This is a genomic window from Clostridium polynesiense, assembly GCF_000820705.1.
Taxonomy (GTDB): domain Bacteria; phylum Bacillota; class Clostridia; order Clostridiales; family Clostridiaceae; genus Clostridium_AA; species Clostridium_AA polynesiense.
Genome location: NZ_CCXI01000004.1, coordinates 13,257 through 31,564, shown reverse-complemented (window position 1 = coordinate 31,564; position 18,308 = coordinate 13,257). Strand labels below are relative to the sequence as shown.

21 protein-coding genes and 1 tRNA gene are annotated in these 18,308 nt (G+C 34.4%); 3 read left to right on the top strand and 19 right to left on the bottom strand.

Translation table 11 applies throughout. The features are described 5' to 3' along the window. The 11 genes from TA89_RS17865 to TA89_RS00500 all read right to left on the bottom strand — a co-directional run. The coding region (locus TA89_RS17865; protein ID WP_242850042.1) for a GTP-binding protein at positions 1-132 on the bottom strand (132 nt) is incomplete at its 3' end. Positions 133-215: 83 nt separating this feature from the next. Further along, positions 216-291: transfer RNA gene (locus tag TA89_RS00545), tRNA-Thr, on the bottom strand. A 116-nt stretch (positions 292-407) separates the two neighbouring features. Further along, positions 408-1,040, bottom strand: coding sequence for an RNA polymerase sporulation sigma factor SigH (gene sigH / locus TA89_RS00540; RefSeq protein WP_040209984.1), 633 nt, complete (start codon positions 1,038-1,040; stop codon positions 408-410). Between the two features lie 77 nt (positions 1,041-1,117). Continuing rightward, positions 1,118-1,627, bottom strand: coding sequence for an NYN domain-containing protein (locus tag TA89_RS00535; RefSeq protein WP_040209982.1), 510 nt, complete (start codon positions 1,625-1,627; stop codon positions 1,118-1,120). Positions 1,628-1,638: 11 nt separating this feature from the next. Continuing rightward, positions 1,639-2,565 (bottom strand): 23S rRNA (guanosine(2251)-2'-O)-methyltransferase RlmB, encoded by a 927-nt coding sequence (gene rlmB, locus TA89_RS00530; protein ID WP_040209981.1) that lies wholly within the window; start codon positions 2,563-2,565, stop codon positions 1,639-1,641. A gap of 209 nt (positions 2,566-2,774) precedes the next feature. Next, entirely contained in the window at positions 2,775-3,197 is a 423-nt protein-coding gene (locus TA89_RS00525; RefSeq protein WP_040209979.1) for a Mini-ribonuclease 3, read from the bottom strand. 124 nt (positions 3,198-3,321) lie between these two features. Then, positions 3,322-3,921 (bottom strand): 30S ribosomal protein S4, encoded by a 600-nt coding sequence (gene rpsD / locus TA89_RS00520; protein ID WP_040209977.1) that lies wholly within the window; start codon positions 3,919-3,921, stop codon positions 3,322-3,324. Positions 3,922-4,110: 189 nt separating this feature from the next. Next, entirely contained in the window at positions 4,111-5,508 is a 1,398-nt protein-coding gene (gene cysS, locus TA89_RS00515; RefSeq protein WP_040209976.1) for a cysteine--tRNA ligase, read from the bottom strand. Positions 5,509-5,532: 24 nt separating this feature from the next. Further along, positions 5,533-7,245: a proline--tRNA ligase gene (locus tag TA89_RS00510; RefSeq protein WP_040209975.1), complete on the bottom strand. Its 1,713-nt coding sequence runs from the start codon at positions 7,243-7,245 to the stop codon at positions 5,533-5,535. A gap of 283 nt (positions 7,246-7,528) precedes the next feature. Continuing rightward, positions 7,529-8,215, bottom strand: coding sequence for a 2-C-methyl-D-erythritol 4-phosphate cytidylyltransferase (gene ispD, locus TA89_RS00505; protein ID WP_040209972.1), 687 nt, complete (start codon positions 8,213-8,215; stop codon positions 7,529-7,531). Positions 8,216-8,237: 22 nt separating this feature from the next. Beyond that, positions 8,238-9,341, bottom strand: coding sequence for a PIN/TRAM domain-containing protein (locus TA89_RS00500; RefSeq protein ID WP_040209971.1), 1,104 nt, complete (start codon positions 9,339-9,341; stop codon positions 8,238-8,240). Between the two features lie 367 nt (positions 9,342-9,708). Here TA89_RS00500 and TA89_RS00495 point away from each other — a divergent pair, with 367 nt between their 5' ends. Then, positions 9,709-10,119 carry a nucleoside triphosphate pyrophosphohydrolase family protein gene (locus TA89_RS00495; RefSeq protein ID WP_040209969.1) on the top strand — a complete coding sequence of 137 codons (411 nt, stop codon included), beginning with the start codon at positions 9,709-9,711 and terminating at the stop codon, positions 10,117-10,119. A gap of 41 nt (positions 10,120-10,160) precedes the next feature. Here the strand turns inward: TA89_RS00495 and disA are convergent, their stop codons facing one another. The 4 genes from disA to TA89_RS00475 all read right to left on the bottom strand — a co-directional run bounded on the left by disA (position 10,161) and on the right by TA89_RS00475 (position 14,314). After that, positions 10,161-11,225 carry a DNA integrity scanning diadenylate cyclase DisA gene (gene disA, locus TA89_RS00490; protein ID WP_040209968.1) on the bottom strand — a complete coding sequence of 355 codons (1,065 nt, stop codon included), beginning with the start codon at positions 11,223-11,225 and terminating at the stop codon, positions 10,161-10,163. An 18-nt stretch (positions 11,226-11,243) separates the two neighbouring features. Continuing rightward, positions 11,244-12,599 carry a DNA repair protein RadA gene (gene radA, locus TA89_RS00485; protein ID WP_040209967.1) on the bottom strand — a complete coding sequence of 452 codons (1,356 nt, stop codon included), beginning with the start codon at positions 12,597-12,599 and terminating at the stop codon, positions 11,244-11,246. Positions 12,600-12,863: 264 nt separating this feature from the next. Next, complete coding sequence (nagB, locus tag TA89_RS00480) at positions 12,864-13,595, bottom strand: glucosamine-6-phosphate deaminase (RefSeq protein WP_040209965.1); 732 nt, start codon at positions 13,593-13,595, stop codon at positions 12,864-12,866. Beyond that, on the bottom strand, positions 13,592-14,314 hold the full coding sequence (locus TA89_RS00475; protein ID WP_040209963.1) for a GntR family transcriptional regulator: 723 nt from the start codon (positions 14,312-14,314) through the stop codon (positions 13,592-13,594). The genes nagB and TA89_RS00475 overlap by 4 nt, the downstream gene beginning before the upstream one ends. A gap of 256 nt (positions 14,315-14,570) precedes the next feature. On the opposite strand from TA89_RS00475, the gene TA89_RS00470 reads away from it, so the two are divergent. Continuing rightward, positions 14,571-15,482 carry an alpha/beta hydrolase gene (locus TA89_RS00470; protein ID WP_040209962.1) on the top strand — a complete coding sequence of 304 codons (912 nt, stop codon included), beginning with the start codon at positions 14,571-14,573 and terminating at the stop codon, positions 15,480-15,482. Between the two features lie 154 nt (positions 15,483-15,636). Here the strand turns inward: TA89_RS00470 and TA89_RS00465 are convergent, their stop codons facing one another. From TA89_RS00465 to TA89_RS00450, 4 genes are read right to left on the bottom strand one after another with little or no spacing between them, the layout of a single operon-like run. After that, entirely contained in the window at positions 15,637-16,320 is a 684-nt protein-coding gene (locus tag TA89_RS00465) for an MFS transporter (RefSeq protein ID WP_040209961.1), read from the bottom strand. Continuing rightward, positions 16,284-16,910 carry an MFS transporter gene (locus TA89_RS00460; RefSeq protein ID WP_040209959.1) on the bottom strand — a complete coding sequence of 209 codons (627 nt, stop codon included), beginning with the start codon at positions 16,908-16,910 and terminating at the stop codon, positions 16,284-16,286. The genes TA89_RS00465 and TA89_RS00460 overlap by 37 nt, the downstream gene beginning before the upstream one ends. Positions 16,911-16,965: 55 nt before the next feature. Next, the gene (locus tag TA89_RS00455; RefSeq protein WP_040209957.1) at positions 16,966-17,424 is read right to left on the bottom strand and encodes a GNAT family N-acetyltransferase; all 459 of its coding nucleotides are present in this window, start codon (positions 17,422-17,424) and stop codon (positions 16,966-16,968) included. Between the two features lie 13 nt (positions 17,425-17,437). Beyond that, the gene (locus tag TA89_RS00450) at positions 17,438-17,626 is read right to left on the bottom strand and encodes a DUF4250 domain-containing protein (protein ID WP_040209956.1); all 189 of its coding nucleotides are present in this window, start codon (positions 17,624-17,626) and stop codon (positions 17,438-17,440) included. Positions 17,627-17,967: 341 nt separating this feature from the next. Here TA89_RS00450 and TA89_RS00445 point away from each other — a divergent pair, with 341 nt between their 5' ends. Continuing rightward, positions 17,968-18,195 (top strand): glutaredoxin family protein, encoded by a 228-nt coding sequence (locus TA89_RS00445; protein WP_040209955.1) that lies wholly within the window; start codon positions 17,968-17,970, stop codon positions 18,193-18,195. Positions 18,196-18,308: the final 113 nt, after the last annotated feature.

Sequence of the window (18,308 nt, the reverse complement as noted above, 5' to 3'; positions counted from 1 at the left end):
CGCTTCTGCAAATCCTTGGTTTGCTAGTACAGATGTAATAGCTGCTGTTAATGTTGTCTTACCGTGGTCTACGTGACCAATTGTTCCAATATTTACGTGTGGTTTGCTTCTTTCGAATTTAGCCTTTGACATAGCGCTTTATCCTCCTTACTTATAAACTTATAAGTTTAAATTAATAATAAACTTTACCAAGCGTGTTGTATTTTCCAATATTTTGGAGCTCACGATCGGGATTGAACCGACGACCTCCGCCTTACCAAGGCGACGCTCTACCTACTGAGCTACGTGAGCAATTTAAGAGGAGCTTTAAAATACTTTATGTATCTTTAAAGGCTGCCTCGTCTGTCTTTAATCACTTTTAAAGTTTACTACGTATTGTTTTAAATGTCAATAAATTTTTAATAACTTTATCTGTTAGTCAGACATTTTTCCAGTTTTCTTTTTACTCTTTGAAGAGCATTATCTATGGACTTAGCTTGTCTATCAAGATCGCAAGCAATTTCTTGGTAGGATTTCCCATCAAGGTAAGACATCAGCACTTCCATTTCTAAATCAGATAAAAGCCTGGCTATTTCTTTTTCAATATGTCCCATTTCTTCTTTGCTTATAAGCAATTCTTCAGGGTCCGAAATCTTTATATTGGTAAGTACATCTAAAAGAGTTCTGTCAGACTCTTCTTCATAAATCGGTTTGTTTAAAGAGATATATGTATTTAATGGTATATGCTTCTGCCTTGTAGCGGTTTTAATGGCTGTGATAATCTGCCTTGTAACGCATAACTCTGCAAAAGCCTTAAAGGAGGTTAGCTTATCAGGTTTAAAATCTCTTATGGCCTTGTATAAGCCTATCATACCTTCCTGGTATATATCTTCTTTATCTGCGCCGATTAAAAAGTACGATCTGGCCTTAGATTTTACAAACCCCTCATACTTGTTTATCAAGTATTCCTGAGCTCTAGCACTACCGTTCTTAGCTTCCAGTACAACTTCTTCATCAAGTTTGTCTTTATAATCTATAAAGCCTTGAACAGTACCGTCCATATTCTCCAAAGTCTCCCCCCCTTACATTACCTCTACTTATTAATTATAATTCAGTAACTCCTTTTAATCAAGCCAGCTTAACGGCTTCTGCGTATCTTTTCCAATTTATCTCGGACATCTTTTTCGATTCTATCTTCAAGCCTGTCTTTTATTTTTTCTTTCAACTTATCAGACTTTTTTCGTATATTTTTTTCAATGCTTAAAATTTCGTGGTAAAACTCAATAGAGGACATTCTTACAGCGCCTCTCTGAAATACCAGCTGCTGTTCTAAGGAATCAGAAGTTACTACGAAAACCTCAGTTTTTCTACCGATGTCGTTTACACATCTTTCAATATAGCTGTCCGCAGTTTCTCCATCCTTTGTGAACACAATAATAAGATTTCCCATTCTATCTTTTTTCTCTAAAGCTCCCGGTACTTTGTGTGCATCAAAAACAAGAAACACACGGCAGTCTTTATAGCTGGAATAATTCTGAAGAGAATCAATGAGTTTTTTTCTCGCCCCTTCATAGCTGTATTCCTTTATTTCCTTAAGCTCCGGCCAGCTGTTTATAACGTTATAGCCGTCAACAAATATTATTCTCAAGCTGCGCCTCTTTAAATTCTTGTTTTTAAAACTTCATACATAAGTATTCCGCCAGCAACAGAAGCATTTAGTGAGTTTATCTTTCCAACCATAGGAATCCTTATTAATTTATCGCACTTTTCCTTTGTAAGTTTAGACATACCTTTTCCCTCGCTGCCTATAACCAGAGCAACAGCTCCGCTTAAATCCGCATTATAGCTGTAGTCCTCCCCTTCCATGTCGGCACCGTATACCCATATATTTTTTTCTTTCAGGTCCTGAATAACGGAGTTTATATTTGTCACCTTTGCCACCATCATATGTTCAATAGCTCCGGCAGAGGATTTATATACAGTAGGTGTAATGCCTGCATTCCTTCTTTTTGGAATTATTATTCCATGTACTCCGCAGAGTTCTGCAGTCCTTATTATAGAACCCAGATTGTGTGGATCCTCTATTTCATCCAGTATAACTATAAAAGGCTTTTCACCGGCATCAGAAGCTTTATTTAATATATCCTCAACAGTAAAATATTTATAAGGTGTTACCTTAGCAATAACCCCCTGATGAGCACCGGTTTCCGAAATACCGTCCAGTTTTTTTCGATCTACTTCTTTAACTACTATTCCCTTTTCCTTAGCTAAGGCGAAGATTACATTTATGGAACCTTCCCTATCTCCTTTTGCTGTTAATATCTGCTCTACGGTTCTGTCTGATTTTAAAGCTTCTATTACAGCATTTCTTCCTTCGATAATGTCTTCTCTTGGGGTGATTTTTTCTTCATTTTCATAAATATCCTTTGACCTGTTGTTTATTTCAACATCTTCATTTCTGTTTTTTATGAATTCCTTTGAAGCTGCACCGAAGGTTTTATCTTTTCCTGAAAATCTTTTTCTTTCCTGTCCCTGCGGCTGCTGCTTATTCTTATTAAACTTTTTATCCCTGTAGTTGTTTTTCATAGTGATTCCTCCATATTTATATACTGAATATTAATAGGTCTTTTTTTATCTGAGCTTACTTATTTCTGAGGGCCATTATTTAAGGTTATCCTTATTCAGCCTGCATCAGTTTAACAGGAATATAATGCTGTAGCGAATACCTGAAATTATATCATACTCTATATAATAATTTGACATAATTTTTATGAATAATCCTTTAATTTATACCATCAATCCTTCACGAAATTATTATGCACGGATTTTTCCAAAATATAGTTTAATCTTTCATTATCATCTATGATGAAAAGATATCCTATAAGTGCCTCAAACCCTGTGGCATACCTGTATTCGGCGACATCTGCATTCTTGGGAACCGTAGGAGATTTTGCATTTCTTCCCCGTTTAAAAATATAATATTCTTCCTCGGTAAGATCTTTTTCAAGACCTTTTATTATTTCGCTCTGTCCCTTTGCTTTCACATATTTAATCGCTTCCACATGCATCTTGTGAGCACTGAGTTCAGAATTTAAACCTAATATGTAGCTTCTTATAAAAAGCTCAAAAACTCCATCTCCTATAAGAGCCAGCTGCAGAGGGTTAAGTCTTTTTGCTTCCTCCGCTGTAAATTTTTTCATCCTTAAATTATCCAACATAATTTACTCCTTGTAAAGCTTCAATGCTTATTTATAATATTACCCTTTATATTTTAATTATAATCTATTAAAACATAAAGAGAAATTTAAAAAAAGCCCTGCAAAAAAACTGCAAGGCTTTTTATTATACATACTTAGAATAAAACTCAACCACTAGCTGTTCATTAATTTCTATTGGAATTTCTTCTCTTTTTGGTATTCTTAAATAAACTGCACTGAAATTCTCCTGATCATTTTCAACATAAGGAACTGCAAAGCTGCCTCTGTTTAGGTAGTTATCCTGGAATATAGGATTTTTCCTTGAAGCTTCCTTAAGGGTTATTCTGTCTCCTACACGTACCTGGTAGGATGGTATATCTACCTTTTCATTATTAACTAAAATATGTCCATGATTCACCATCTGCCTTGCCTGCCTTATAGATGAAGCAAGCCCCATTCTGTATACCAGATTATCAAGCCTTGACTCTAAGGAGATAAGGAGAAGATCACCGGTTATTCCTCTATTTTTTATAGCCTTCTTAACATAGGTTTTAAATTGCTTTTCCAAAACCCCGTAATAAGCTCTAAGCCTCTGCTTTTCAAGAAGCTGAGTTCCATAATCAGAAAGCTTTTTATCATTTCTTGCCATTCCTTTAGATGCTCTTTTCATAGCCTTTGGGTGGCCATATACATTTAAACCAAGTCTTCTGCATATCTTAAATCTTGGTCCCATTAATTTTGCCATAATAAACCTCCATATAATATGAATTTGCCGCGGTATTATTATGCCATTTGTAATGATATCACAAAATGAGTGTATTGAAAACAGTTATCATTTGCAGAATTTCGTGAAAAAACTCCATTTAAGTTAAATAAATGGAGTTTTCTGAATTAAGCTTAATTATTTAATAAATCACTGATATCAATTTAAAAGTTAGTTTTTCTTCCATCGTACCCCTTGAGGAGTGTCTTCCAACACTATCCCTCTGGCTTTTAAGTCATCTCTGATCTTATCTGCAAGAGCCCAGTTTTTTTCCTTTCGTGCCTTCTGCCTTTCTTCAATAAGCTTTTCAATTTCTTCCTCTAAGCTTTCATTGTTTGAATGCTGAAGAATCCCAAGAGGCTCACCAAGCTCTCTCATTAAATTCTCCGCTGATTTAATAAGTTCCCTGGAGGAATCTGCACTTATGTTGGTATTGATGTCCTTAGCTAAATCAAACAATACTGAAATTGCATCTGCTGTATTAAAATCATCATCCATCTTTTCAATATATCTTTCTCTATATTTATAAAGAGACTGGAGATAATCCTTTTCCTCTTCTTTTATACTGTTTTCAGCAACATTTTCGTATAGATGCTGAAGATTTGCTATGGAATTATAAAGTCTTTCCACAGAAGCCTTTGCAGAATCCAAAAGCTCAAGGCTGAAGTTCAGCTGTACTCTGTAGTGGCCGGAGAGCATTAAAAATCTCACTACGTCAGCATCATATTTTTCCAATATATCTCTTACAGTAAAGAAGTTATTTAAAGACTTTGACATCTTTTGATTATTAACATTTAGAAAAGCACAGTGTATCCAGTATCTTGCAAAGTCTTTTCCCGTCAATGATTCACTTTGAGCTATTTCATTTTCATGATGAGGAAAAACTAAATCAGATCCTCCGGCATGAATATCTATGGTTTCTCCTAAAAGTTTTTTAGCCATGCAGGAGCACTCTATATGCCAGCCCGGCCTTCCCATTCCCCATGGGCTTTCCCATGCTGGTTCACCTGGCTTCTGTGCCTTCCATACCGCAAAATCCATAGGATCTTTTTTTCTGTCATCCACATCTATCCTTGCACCAGCCTGAAGATCCTCTATATTTTGTCCTGAAAGCTTTCCGTAGCCTGAAAACTTTTTGGTGCTGAAATAAACATCTCCATTTACTTCATAAGCATAACCTTTATCTATAAGCCCTTTTACAAAATCTATAATCTCATTCATATATTCTGTTGCCCTTGGATTTACAGTGGCTCTTTTAAGCTTAAGTCCATCGGCATCCTTATAGTATTCTTCTATATACCTATCTCCAAGGTCTTTTACCGTGGTATTTTCATCATTAGCTTTTTTAATCATTTTATCATCTATATCAGTAAAGTTTTGTACAAACTTTACTTTATAGCCTCTATACTCCAAATACCTTCTTATGGTATCAAATACTATGAAGGTTCTAGCATTTCCAATATGAAAAAAGTTATATACCGTCGGTCCGCACACATACATATTTACCTCGCCAGGGACAAGTGTTGTAAATTCTTCCTTACTTCTGGTAAGGGTGTTGTAAACCTTCATGGAAATTCCTCCTTTTAAAACTGATTACAGCTCAATATTATTTCTTTTAAATTCTTCGCTTATTCTATTATATACTTCTTCTATATCAATAACATCTACTTCTTCGCTGTTTCTTAATTTAAATTCTACTTTTCCTTCAGTTATTTTCTTTCCTACTGTTATTCTCATAGGCGCACCTATAAGGTCAGCATCCTTAAATTTAACCCCTGCCCTTTCATCTCTATCATCAAGGAGCACTTCTATTTTCATCCCTTTAAGCTTATTATAAATTTCTTCCGCTGCTTTCATCTGTTCTTCATTTTTAGTAACTGCAACAACTATGGAAACATGGTATGGAGCTACAGATAAAGGCCATATTATACCATTTTCATCGTGATGCTGTTCTATTATAGAAGCCATGGTTCTATTTATTCCAATACCATAGCAGCCCATTTCAAGAGGTTTAGGTTCTCCGTTTTCATCAATAAAATTAGCTCCCATAGGTGCTGAATATTTAGTTCCAAGCTTAAATATATGACCTACTTCTGTTCCTCTTGAGATAGTTATAGTTCCGCCGCAGTTAGGGCATCTTTCTCCCTCTTCTATATTTCTAAAGTCTCCAATTATACCTTCAAAATCCCTTTTATAATTTACATTTGAATAATGATATCCTGTTTCATTAGCACCTACTATAAAGTTATGCATATTAGCCACTTCGTTATCTACCAATAAAGCATCTACTTTTAACCCCATAGGACCTGCATAACCTACTTGAGCAGAGGTCGCTGCCATTACCTGTTCTGGAGAAGCCATCTGAAGCTCTACAGCTCCACCTATGGCATTTACAAGCTTTGTTTCATTTACTTCCCTGTCTCCCCTAACCATAACAGCCACAAGCTTACCGTCAGCGCTGTAAATCAGGGTCTTTGCAAACTTCTTAGCATTAGTTTTAAAGAAGGCTACGAGTTCTTCTATAGTTCTTACTTCAGGGGTTTCTACTTTTTTAAGCTCCTGCATTTCTTCTTTATCTGCCATTTCAGGTGTGGTTACTGCCTTCTCCATATTAGCTGCATAATTGCAGGAAGTGCAGAACACCACATCATCTTCACCCACTTCGGATTTCACCATAAACTCCGCGGAGTTTGATCCTCCTATGGCTCCTGAATCAGCCTCTACACACTTTACATCCAAACCGCATCTGTTAAATATCTTTACATAAGCCTCCTGCATTTTATTGTAGGAAACGTCCATTGAAGCTTCATCCTTATCAAAGGAATAAGCATCCTTCATTATAAACTCTCTTGATCTCATAACTCCAAATCTTGGTCTTCTCTCATCCCTGTATTTAGTTTGAATCTGATATAGATTCAAAGGAAGCTGTCTGTAGGACTTTATTTCCTGTCTTGCCAGATCAGTAAATACCTCTTCATGGGTAGGTCCTAAACAAAAATCTCTTTCATTTCTGTCTTTTAATCTAAACATTTCAGGTCCATAAGCATACCATCTTCCTGATTCCTGCCACAGCTCCGCTGGAAGCATTGCTGACGCTAGGAATTCCTGAGCTCCAGTTCTGTTCATTTCTTCTCTTACTACTTCTTCTATATTTTTTAATACCTTTAAACCAAGAGGCATAAAATTATATACTCCTGATGCCATCTTTCTCATAAGTCCCGCTCTCAGCATAAGCTGATGACTGGCTATTTCAGCTTCTGCTGGCACTTCCCTCATGGTTAAATTAAGCATATTTGACATTTTCATAGAATAATTCCTCCTAAATTGTTTTCTATAAAATAAAAAAAGTCCTCCCTGTATTAGGGCGAACTTCTGCTTCGCGGTACCACCTAAATTTGTACTCTGATAATAATAACGGTATTAAACCGATAGCTTAACTACAGCTCAGAAACGGGTTCAAAACCTTTGAAAACCTTTCAGCCGGGGATTTTCTCTCTGTAGGCGGTTTCTACTATTTTTCTTCATAGCTTTTCATTTTATTTTTATTTATTATATATTGTTGTTAAATTGCTGTCAACATTTTATTATTTTAAAGATTTTCTGCTAGCTTCTCTGCAACTATCAAATCTTCCGGAGTAGTTATCTTTATGTTTTTATAATCACCTTCATAAAGATAAACTCTATGCCCCAAAGCTTCCACTGCCATAGTATCGTCGGTAACCAGTATTCCTTCTTCAGCTATATGTTCGTGACATTTTAAAATAAGATCATACTTAAAGCATTGAGGGGTTTGAACAGCAAAAAGAGCACTTCTATCTGGAGTAAACTCAGAAAAATTATCTTTACTTCGTATTTTTATAGTATCCTTTGGTATAACTCCGCAGGCACAAGCTCCGTAGATCTCAGCATACTTAATTCCTTCCTTAATGATATCCATGCTCACAAAAGGTCTGGCTCCATCATGTATCAGTACTATACTGCAGTCTTTTACAGCCTTTAATCCGTTATAAACGGAATCCTGCCTCTGCTTCCCCCCCTGTACAATAGAGGAAAGCTTATTAAAACTGAACTTCTTTAGTACCTCATCATAAAACTTCTGGATTTCGTCCTTTGGAAGAACTAGTATTATATCATCAATATCAGGATTGTTATCAAAAGCAGCCAAAGTATAATAAATAATCGGCTTACCTTTTATTTCAATAAATTGCTTGCTTTGAGGGGAGTTCATCCTGCTCCCTCTTCCACCAGCTACTATAACAGCACAAATTCTGTCCACTGCTTATCATCCTCTGCTTTTTTTATGCTCTCTGAGCCACATCCTTTTGCTTTGCAAATATCATTCTTCCAGCTGCAGTCTGAAGTACGGAAGTTACTATAACATCAATAACCTCTCCTATGAATTTTTTTCCTCCTTCTACAACTATCATGGTTCCATCATCTAAATATCCTATTCCCTGATTGGATTCTTTACCGTCTTTTATAATGAGAATGGTCATTTCTTCTCCAGGAAGAACTACCGGTTTAATAGCATTAGCTAGTTCATTTATATTTAATACAGGAACTCCCTGAAACTCTGCAACTTTATTTAAGTTATAATCATTGGTTACAACCTTGCCCCCTATAGTTTGAGCAAGTTTTAAAAGCTTACTGTCTACCTCTGCTATTTCAGGAAAATCCCCTTCCCATATCTGGACTTCTATGTTAAGCTCTTTTTGAATTTTGTTAAGTATGTCAAGTCCTCTTCTTCCTCTGTTTCTCTTTAATGCATCTGAGGAATCAGAAATATGCCTTAATTCATCTAAAACAAAGCCGGGTATTACCAAGCTTCCCTCTACAAATCCTGTTTGACAGATATCAAAAATCCTTCCGTCTATGATTACTGAAGTGTCTAAAACCTTAGCCGAAGGTTTATTTCCTGTTTTTGACTTTTTTTCTGAGGAAGTACTGCTCTTTTTTATACTTCCAAAAAGAGACATAACATCATCCCGTTTTTTTCCTGCTATGTTTGCACCGATAAAAGCTGCAGTGATATTTACAAGAACAAACAAATAAACACCTACCACAGGAATTTTATTTAAAGGAGAAGCAACAAAGAAGGAAATTATGAGAGCTATTATTGCTCCCAAAGCTCCAAAAATTATTTCGCTGGCTGTTAACCTTTGAAAATGCTTTTCAATTTGTTCCATAAGTCTTGATATAAATTTATTAATCCAGGGAGAAATTAAATAAAATATAAGGCCGACTAATAATGTGCTGAAAATCAGCAGTAATACTTGATTTAGTGTGGTTTCAAAATAACCTAGTTCCTGAATAAATTTAGTTTTTGTCAGAGCAACCCCTGAGAAAAACCCTACTGTTACCCCTATAGCTGTAAGCAGCAGTCTTAAAATCTTCTTGAACAAAAAATTCACCTCCAAAAATATTTGCTAAATATATAGTTGTTCTAAGATAATTATACCCTCATTATTAAGAATGAAAATATAAAATCTTATAATTTCTAATTTGTTTCCATTTTATTCAAAGCATTTTCATATTTGCTATGATAAAAAAGACCATGATGATATTATATCACAGGAATAAAAGCTTCATAAAGTCATCTTACAGTTATTTTAACAATACTTTAAAACTTATTTTTCCCCCTATACAATATTGTACAGGTACAATATTATATAATCATAATATATAGTGGCTTTGTTGACAAAAATGTCCAATAAAAACTATAATTAAATTACAGTCATTCTATTGAAACTAATAAAAGGAGTGAGACTGATGAAGGATGTAATTTTTGACGATTTTCAAAACTCAGTAAATGAGTGCTTATTAAGACATAGAAGCATATTAGATATACTAACAAAATATCAAGAGTCTCAAGCAAAGGTCAATAGAGCTGTGGCCAAAGCAATTACTAACTGCGGCTGTATTAAGCTGTCAGCAGAAAAACAGCACCTTCCTGAAGAATATGATTCTGAGGATACATCTATCAGAAAGCTTAGTGAATGTCTTAAATCCCATATGGAAGGAAATCTCTGTGAAAATTGCCGTGAAGTAATAGAAAGAGAAATGGGGAACAATATCTTTTATTTAACCTCTTTATGTAATGTTTTAGATTTAAACCTTTATGATATTCTTATAAAGGAATATGATAAAATCAATACCTTAGGTAAATTTAATTTAAGGTAAAAAGATTAGCTTTAGCTAATCTTTTTTTTATTCACCTATTATTAAAGCTGCTTATTTATAAGTACCTGTTCCTTTATTTTTCTCAATCCATTTTTAATAGCCTTTGCTCTGGCCTCTCCAATTCCCTCTACCTGATCCAATTGCTGATTGGTAGCCTCCATAATAGCTTCAAGACTTTTAAAATGCTTTATAAGATTTTCAATTACATTTCCAGGTATTCTTGGAACCTTATTAACTATTCTGAATCCTCTTGGAGAAATCAAAGTGTCTATAAGAGGAACTCCTGCATATCCTAATAATCCTGCAATTTTATCTAAGTCTAAAAGTTCTTCAGAGGAAAGCTTTTGAAGCTCTTTATATATATTATTATAATCCAACCCGGTTTTACAGTAATCCCTTATTAAAAGGAGTCCATCCTGCTCTATGTATTTAATAAGTTCATACATCTGCATTGATATGAGCCTTCCTTCATTTCCAAGCTCTACTATATATCTTTCTATTTCTGATACAATCCTCATAACCATTTCAGTTCTTTGAATAGCTGTTACCACATCTGACAGCGTGGTTAAATCCTGGATTTCCAATAAGTTAAGGTTGCTGATAGCTCTGTCAAGTACAGTAACATATCTCTCCAGGGTCTGTATGGCTTGATTAGCCTTAGCAAGTATAGCTCCGCTTTCTCTCAAAACGTATTTTAATTCCCCTTTATAAACCGTTATAATATGCCTTCTTTGAGAAATGGCTATAACCACATTACCTGTCTGCCTGGCTATCCTTTGAGCAGTCCTGTGTCTGGTTCCGGTTTCAAAGGTTGGAATCTTTGAATCCGGAATAAGTTGAGTATTTGCATAAATAATTTTTTTCATATCGCTGCTGATAACTATGGCTCCATCCATTTTTGCCAGTTCATAAATATAAGCAGGGGAATAATCGGAGTTTATGTTGAAACCTCCATCTACTAAATCCATTATTTCTTCACTATCTCCAATTACTATTAATCCGCCGGTTTTTGCTCTCAGTATGTTTTCTACCCCTTCTCTAAGAGGAGTTCCAGGACCTATTATCTTTAAAACCGCTTTTAATTCACTGTCGTTTTCTGTTCTCATATTTATATCACCTTCAATCTAGAATACCTTGTATATTGCTTCTTTTAATGTGTTAACTCCTATAATGTTTATGTCCTTTACCGCTATTTTATCAATATTTCTATTGGGAAGTATAACATTTTTAAACCCCAGTTTTTTTGCTTCATTAACTATTCTGTCAGCATTAGCAACAGGCCTTATCTCTCCTGTAAGACCAATCTCTCCTATTGCCACAAGCTTTTCCATTGAGGCTTCCTTTCCTTTGATGCTGGAGACCAAAGAAAGAGCAAGACCTAAGTCCGCTGTAGTTCCTTCTAAATCCAGCCCTCCTACTACATTTACATACACATCTGAGCTGTAGAAATATATTTTGAGTTTTTTCTCCAATACTGCAAGTATTAAACTCAGCCTGGAGTTTTCAATTCCCAAGGCAGTTCTTCTTGGCATAGGTATTTTGGTTTCGCTCACTAAGGATTGAACCTCTACCAGCAGCGGCCTTGTTCCTTCCATAATACCTATAATTATCGATCCCTCCTGATTATAATTAGTATCCTGCAAAAATAAACCGGAGGGGTCGTAAACCTGAACAAGTCCTTTCTGGCTCATTTCAAAAACTCCAATTTCACTGGTAGTGCCAAAACGGTTTTTTACAGTTCTAAGGATTCTAAAATCCTCTGTTCTTTCCCCTTCAAAAGAAAGCACCGTATCCACCATATGTTCCAAAACCCTTGGTCCCGCCAGCTCTCCCTGCTTGGTTACATGGGCTACAATAAATAAAGGTATACCGCTGTTTTTACCCATTCTCATAAGCTCATTTGAACATTCTCTTACCTGAGAAACGCTTCCCGGAGCTGAAGCAATGGTGTCTTTATACATGGTTTGAATGGAATCTATTATAACAAATACAGGCTGCATTTCCTCAACATATCTTGCAATTATATCTATATTGGTTTCAGAAACTATATATAGATTGTCAGCTTTAACTCCCAGCCTGTCGCCACGTATTTTTATCTGTTCTTCCGATTCTTCCCCAGAAGCGTAAAGCACCTTACCATATTTTAAAGCTATGGTGTTAGCGGTCTGAAGCAGAAGGGTAGACTTACCTATACCGGGATCACCGGAAATTAATGTAAGAGATCCTTTAACCAAGCCTCCTCCCAACACTCTGTTAAGCTCATCTATGCCTGTGTCAAATCTTTCTTTTTCTCCTGATACTATATTTACTATGCTCTTAGGATTTGAAGAGCTTGAAACTACCGCTGTCCTCTCAGGTTTTGAGCTTCTCTGCTCCTCTATCATGCTGTTCCATGCACTGCAGCCTGGGCATCTTCCAAGCCATTTCGGCGATTCATATCCGCACTGCTGGCATATATAAAAATTTTTAATTTTAGCCATATATTTATCAACTCCACTATAATCAGAACATTGGTTCTTGTATTTTCTAATATTAATTATACATTATAATAAATACTAATAAAGTTGCAAATACATAAGTCTATAATTACTATTATTGCCAAAGGACTTAATTCTTATCTTTATTAAAAATAATAATGCTTAAAAAAAAACTGCCAATTTTGATATGCTTCCTTTTTATAAACAGTTTTATTATTTAAACTATCTGTTCTAAGAAAACATACATTTTTATGGCAGTTTTAAAATTTACTTATTTATTAACTTTGCTGCTGCTTCATCTATTATTAAAGTTACATCAGAATGTAATTGAAGCATTGTAGCAGGCACCTTTGTTGTTATTTTTCCGCTTACCATCTTTGCAACAACTTCAGCCTTTGATTCTCCACTTGCTACAAGTAATATCTTTTTACTTCTTAGTATTGTTCCAATACCCATGGTAAGTGCTGTCTTTGGAACTTCCTCCATAGAATCAAAAAACCTTGAGTTTGCTTCTATAGTGCTTTGTGTTAATCCCGTAAGATGTGTACTTGCACTTAATTCTTCTTCTGGCTCATTAAAAGCTATATGTCCGTTATTACCTATACCTAATAGCTGAATATCAATTCCGCCCAGTTTTTCTATTCTTTTATCATAGTTTCTGCATTCTTCCTCTATATTTTCTGCTAATCCGTTTGGTACATAGGTATTAGCCTTATTTATGTTAATATGATTAAAAAGCTTGTCATTCATAAAATATCTATAGCTTTGAGGATGATCTCCTTTTAATCCTACATATTCGTCTAAATTAATGGTAGTTATATTTGAAAAATCCAATTCTCCGTTTTTATATTTTTTTATAAGCTCTGAATATAAACCTTCTGGAGTACTCCCTGTAGCAAGACCTAAAACAGCATTATTTTTCTCCTTTATAGTTTGAGCCATAAATTCTGCTGCTTCCCTGCTCATTTCATCATAATCTTTTACCACTGTAATCTTCATTTGAATTTTCCCTCTTTTCTTAATATATTGACCTGTAATACGTATTTATCAGATCTATAAACTGCTTCCTCTACAAAAATAACTTTATTGTCTTCCGTGATGGTATTGCTTACGCTCTTCATAAGAGGAACACATTTATCTGCCTTAAATATTTCTTTATAGTAATCATCCATTAAAACACCCTGAATAGAAGATTCTGAATGAGAAATTTTATGTCCAAAATTCTCCAAAAGCTTAAATAGAGAGCCTTTAAGCATTTCCTTATCTATATATCCACAGTAATCGCAGGGTACATATACAATTTCATTTGCTACGGGAACATCATCTACAATCCTCATTCTGTTTATCTTATAAAGCAGCTCAAATCCGAATATATCTTTTAAATCCTCCGGAGTATTTATTTTTTCAAACTCCAGTATTTCTGTCTTCAAATTCATTCCGGCCTTTTCTACCACTTCAGAAAAACTCATCATATCCTTTTGTTTTACCTTAGGGTCACAAACAAAAGTACCTTTTCCTTTTTCCCTTATAAGAAGTCCTTCCTGAACTAATTCTCCCAGCGCCTGACGGATAGTCATTCTGCTTACTCCATAAAATTCCGATAATTCTCTTTCACTTTCAATGCACTGCCCTGAGCTCCAGAGTCCTTCTTTTATTTTATTGATAAAATCCTGTTTTAATTGATAATATACTGGAATCGGACTATTTTTATCAATCACAAGTACCACTCCTCAATTTAATTATAAAATAAATGTCTATAGATGTCTAGACCACTATATCACATATGGTGTACTTTATATCCTAATTTTATTATTAACCTTAACCTTATTAATAATTTATTATTGTATAATATTAGTATAAAGAATAGTGATGTACATTCCCCCTATAATACAATTGAAAATTTGCATATTATGATGTAAGTTCTGAATTTCCATGTACATTCCTTATATTATTTAATCAACAGGAGGGCTTTTCATGGTGGAATTAACTGTAATAATTTTAGTACTGTGTATTTTATCATTAATTATCTACGAAGGCTATAAGTTTTCGACTATTGTAACTCAGCCTAAAACCATGACTCATGAAACAACTTATTCAAAGGCTTTAGAAAGAGGTAATATTGATGAAAAGATATGGACTAGCCTTGATAAAAAGGAAGTAAAAATAAATTCACCTTATGGGTATAATCTTAATGCTCTTTACTTCCCTAATGATAAATCAAAAAAAGCGGTAATTATTGTTCACGGAATAACCTGGACTTTATACGGATCTGTGAAATATATGGATATATTTCTAAAGAGAGGATTTTCAGTTCTCATATACGACCATAGAAACCATGGAAAAAGCGGCGGTACAAATACTTCTTTCGGTTATTATGAAAAATACGATTTAAAAGCTTGTGCTGATTGGCTCTTTGATCAATTAGGAAAGGATGCTGTAATAGGTGTTCATGGAGAGTCTATGGGGGCTGCCACAGTTCTTCAATATTCAGCCATAGATCCAAGAATTAAATTTTGTATTGAAGACTGCGGTTATTCAGATGCCACTGAATTATTCACCTATAGGCTTTTAAAGGATTATCATATAAAAAGTAGCCTATTTGTAAAACTGGCCAGTTATATTACTAAGGTCAGAACCGGCTGGTCTTTTAAGGATGTTTCCCCTATAAAGCTTTTAAAAGATCTGGATCTTCCCATACTCTTTATTCATGGCGACAGCGATGACTATGTCCCTACCAAAATGTGTGTAGACATGTATGAAGAGAAGAAAGGAATTAAATATAAGTATATAGCCCCCTGCTCTGCTCACGCTGACTCTTATAATAATAACAAAGAGGAATATGAGAGCAGGATAGATGAATTTTTAAAAGATATACACATATTATAAATTATTAAAATATATACGAATATTATAAGTTGTTAAATAATATAAACATAATTATAAATACAGAAGCTATTTACCGGTGTTCCTAAACAAAAGGATAAAACTCAGTAAATAGCTTGTTTTTTTATAATCCAGTAAAAATATGTTTTTATATATTTCAGAAAATGCTCCTTACTCTTTTACTTCCTGCAAACTGCACTTCATATCCAGCAAAGGTTTTATGAAATAATAATGTAGCAGCTAAATAAAGCATTGCAGTTAAAAAATAAGGCACCTCATATCCATAAGGAACATTTGCCATTATAAATCCACCCAGCATAGTGCTTATAGCTCTGCTTAAATTGTTCGCTATATTATTGATGCTTGCAAAGGTTGATCTTTGACTTGAATCTATAAGTTCCATAGTCAGAGTACTAACAACCGGTCCTGCCATATTCATTAATCCATTCCTTACAAACAGTGCAGCTGATACTATGTAAATATTAGGTGGAAGTGCTATTAAGAGAAGAAATGGAATGGAGAGAATCTGACAGATATTTATAGTTTTTACCCTTCCAAGCTTTTTAGCCATAAAAGGTGTTACAAGTCCTCCGAATCCCATAGCAGCCTGAGCAAAGGCCATAATTACCCCAATGGTGTCTGTACCGGCATTTACTTTATACTTTAAGTACACATTAAAATATGGCACCACCAGTCCTGCTCCAAAGCCTATTATAGCGTTATACATTAAAAATCTTGAAGCATATCTGTTTTTTAGTAATTTCTTTGTATTTTCTATGTAATTGCTTTGAGATGTGGACTTATCTATGTTTTTTCTTTTATAAACAATGCTGATAGGCATGCAGCTAGTCCAATTATTCCTGCTGCTACCATGCTGTATCTTAAAGATAATATGTCTCCAAACATAGGAATCATACTCTCAGACACGGATCCGAATAATGTATAACCAACCATGGTAGAAAACACGTTTACCGCAAAGGAGTAGCTGAAAAGCTGAATTCTATTTTTATTATTGGAATTTTCCATAAAAAAAGGCCCTTCACTTACCACTAAAAATGAATTCATAACCCCTTGAAATACAGATAAAAGTAATAACACTACTATATTAGTACTTATACCCTGAAAAATCGTACATATAGGAACAAAAAGCATTGAGATAATTATAGCCTTCTTTTTACCAATCCTGTCAGCAATAATAGCACAGGGTATTGATGCCAGTGCCATAGCAGCAGTTTTAAAGCTCAAAATCATCCCTAATAGACTATCTTCTATCCCTAATTCCTTTAAATATATCCCCTGGAGCATGCTGAAGGCTCCTAGAGAAACGTAGAAAAAAAGTATAGAAAGAAGATAAAGCAAAGCATTTTTGCTATAGTTTTTTCTAATCCCTTTTATGTTTCTTATAATATTTTTTGGCTTAACCCCTCTCATTATGTACACCTCTAGTAAAACCCTTCATCATTAAAGCTAAAATTTACCCTTTAAATTAGTTTTTTGAGTTAATGTTATCATTTAATTCCTTATAGAAGGAGTTATACGTTTTCTTATTTATATAGCCGAGCTTTTCATATAATTTATGCGCTTCTTTTCTCCTGCTTCCGGAGTTAATTCTTACTCCTAAGCATCCTTTCCTAAAGCACCAATCTTCTACTACAGTTAAAAGCTCCGTACCTATTCCTCTCTGTCTGTGGTCTTTATCTACTACCAACCCTGATACTAATCCAAATTTATATTTATCGCTTTTATTTTCTATATCTCCCTGGATCCACGCCACTACCCTGTTCTCATTTTCCGCTACCAGCAGAGTAGAATCAGGGTTACTATTTATACAATTATACCTGTAGTTCACGTCATCTACTGAAACCTCATATCCCAGCTGCTTGCTCAAATCTGCAATATCCTGAAAATCTGTTTTTTTCGCTTCTCTGATTTTTACCTTTTTCATGAGTCTTATCTTTTTATCTAAATTGATTTATATCTTTATTATATTTATACCCTAATGCTTCAAGTTTTTCTTCAAGCTTTTGAGCTGGTATATTCATGTCTTCGCATAATCTCTCCAAAGAGCTGTATTCATCTCTCAATTTCATATTTATTATACTTAGAAGTATATTAGGATCCATGGACAAGTAATTTTCTGCCTCCATATTATCTACATCCTTTCCTATAATCTGCTTGAAATTATCATGACCACATATTTATTATAACTTAATTTCTACAAAATTGTTAATAAATCATCAAATAATGGCTCTGTAAAAAAATGTAACCACCCCAGGGGTGCTCCCATTTTATGGAGTCACCCCTGGGGTGGTTACATTTTATGGTAGTTCATTTAAGTTTCAAGTAAAATAAAATAAAATAAAAACTAAAATAAACTTCTATACCCTCTTGAAAATATACCCCGATGAGGTATAATATAAGTATAGTATAAAATCATTTAATGTAATTAATGAGGACTTTAATATTAATACAAAAGGAGTTGTCAATTATGATAAAAGTATATACAACAAATTCATGCCCATGGTGCGTTAAGGTTAAGAACTACCTTAAAACAAATGGTGTAAGCTACGAAGAGTTAAATGTTCAGGAGGACACTGCTGCGAGAAAAGAAATGTTTGATAAATCAAAGCAGATGGGTGTTCCTGTAGTTGATATTAACGGAAGTATTATAGTTGGATTCAATAAACCGGCTATTGATGAAGCTTTAGGTTTATAATTAAGATACTAAAACTATAAGTAATAATTAATAAAGCTCTGTAAAAATGCTTTTTTTACAGAGCTTTTACTTTTGCATGCTTCCTTTAGAATATCTAAAACACACTTAAAAAA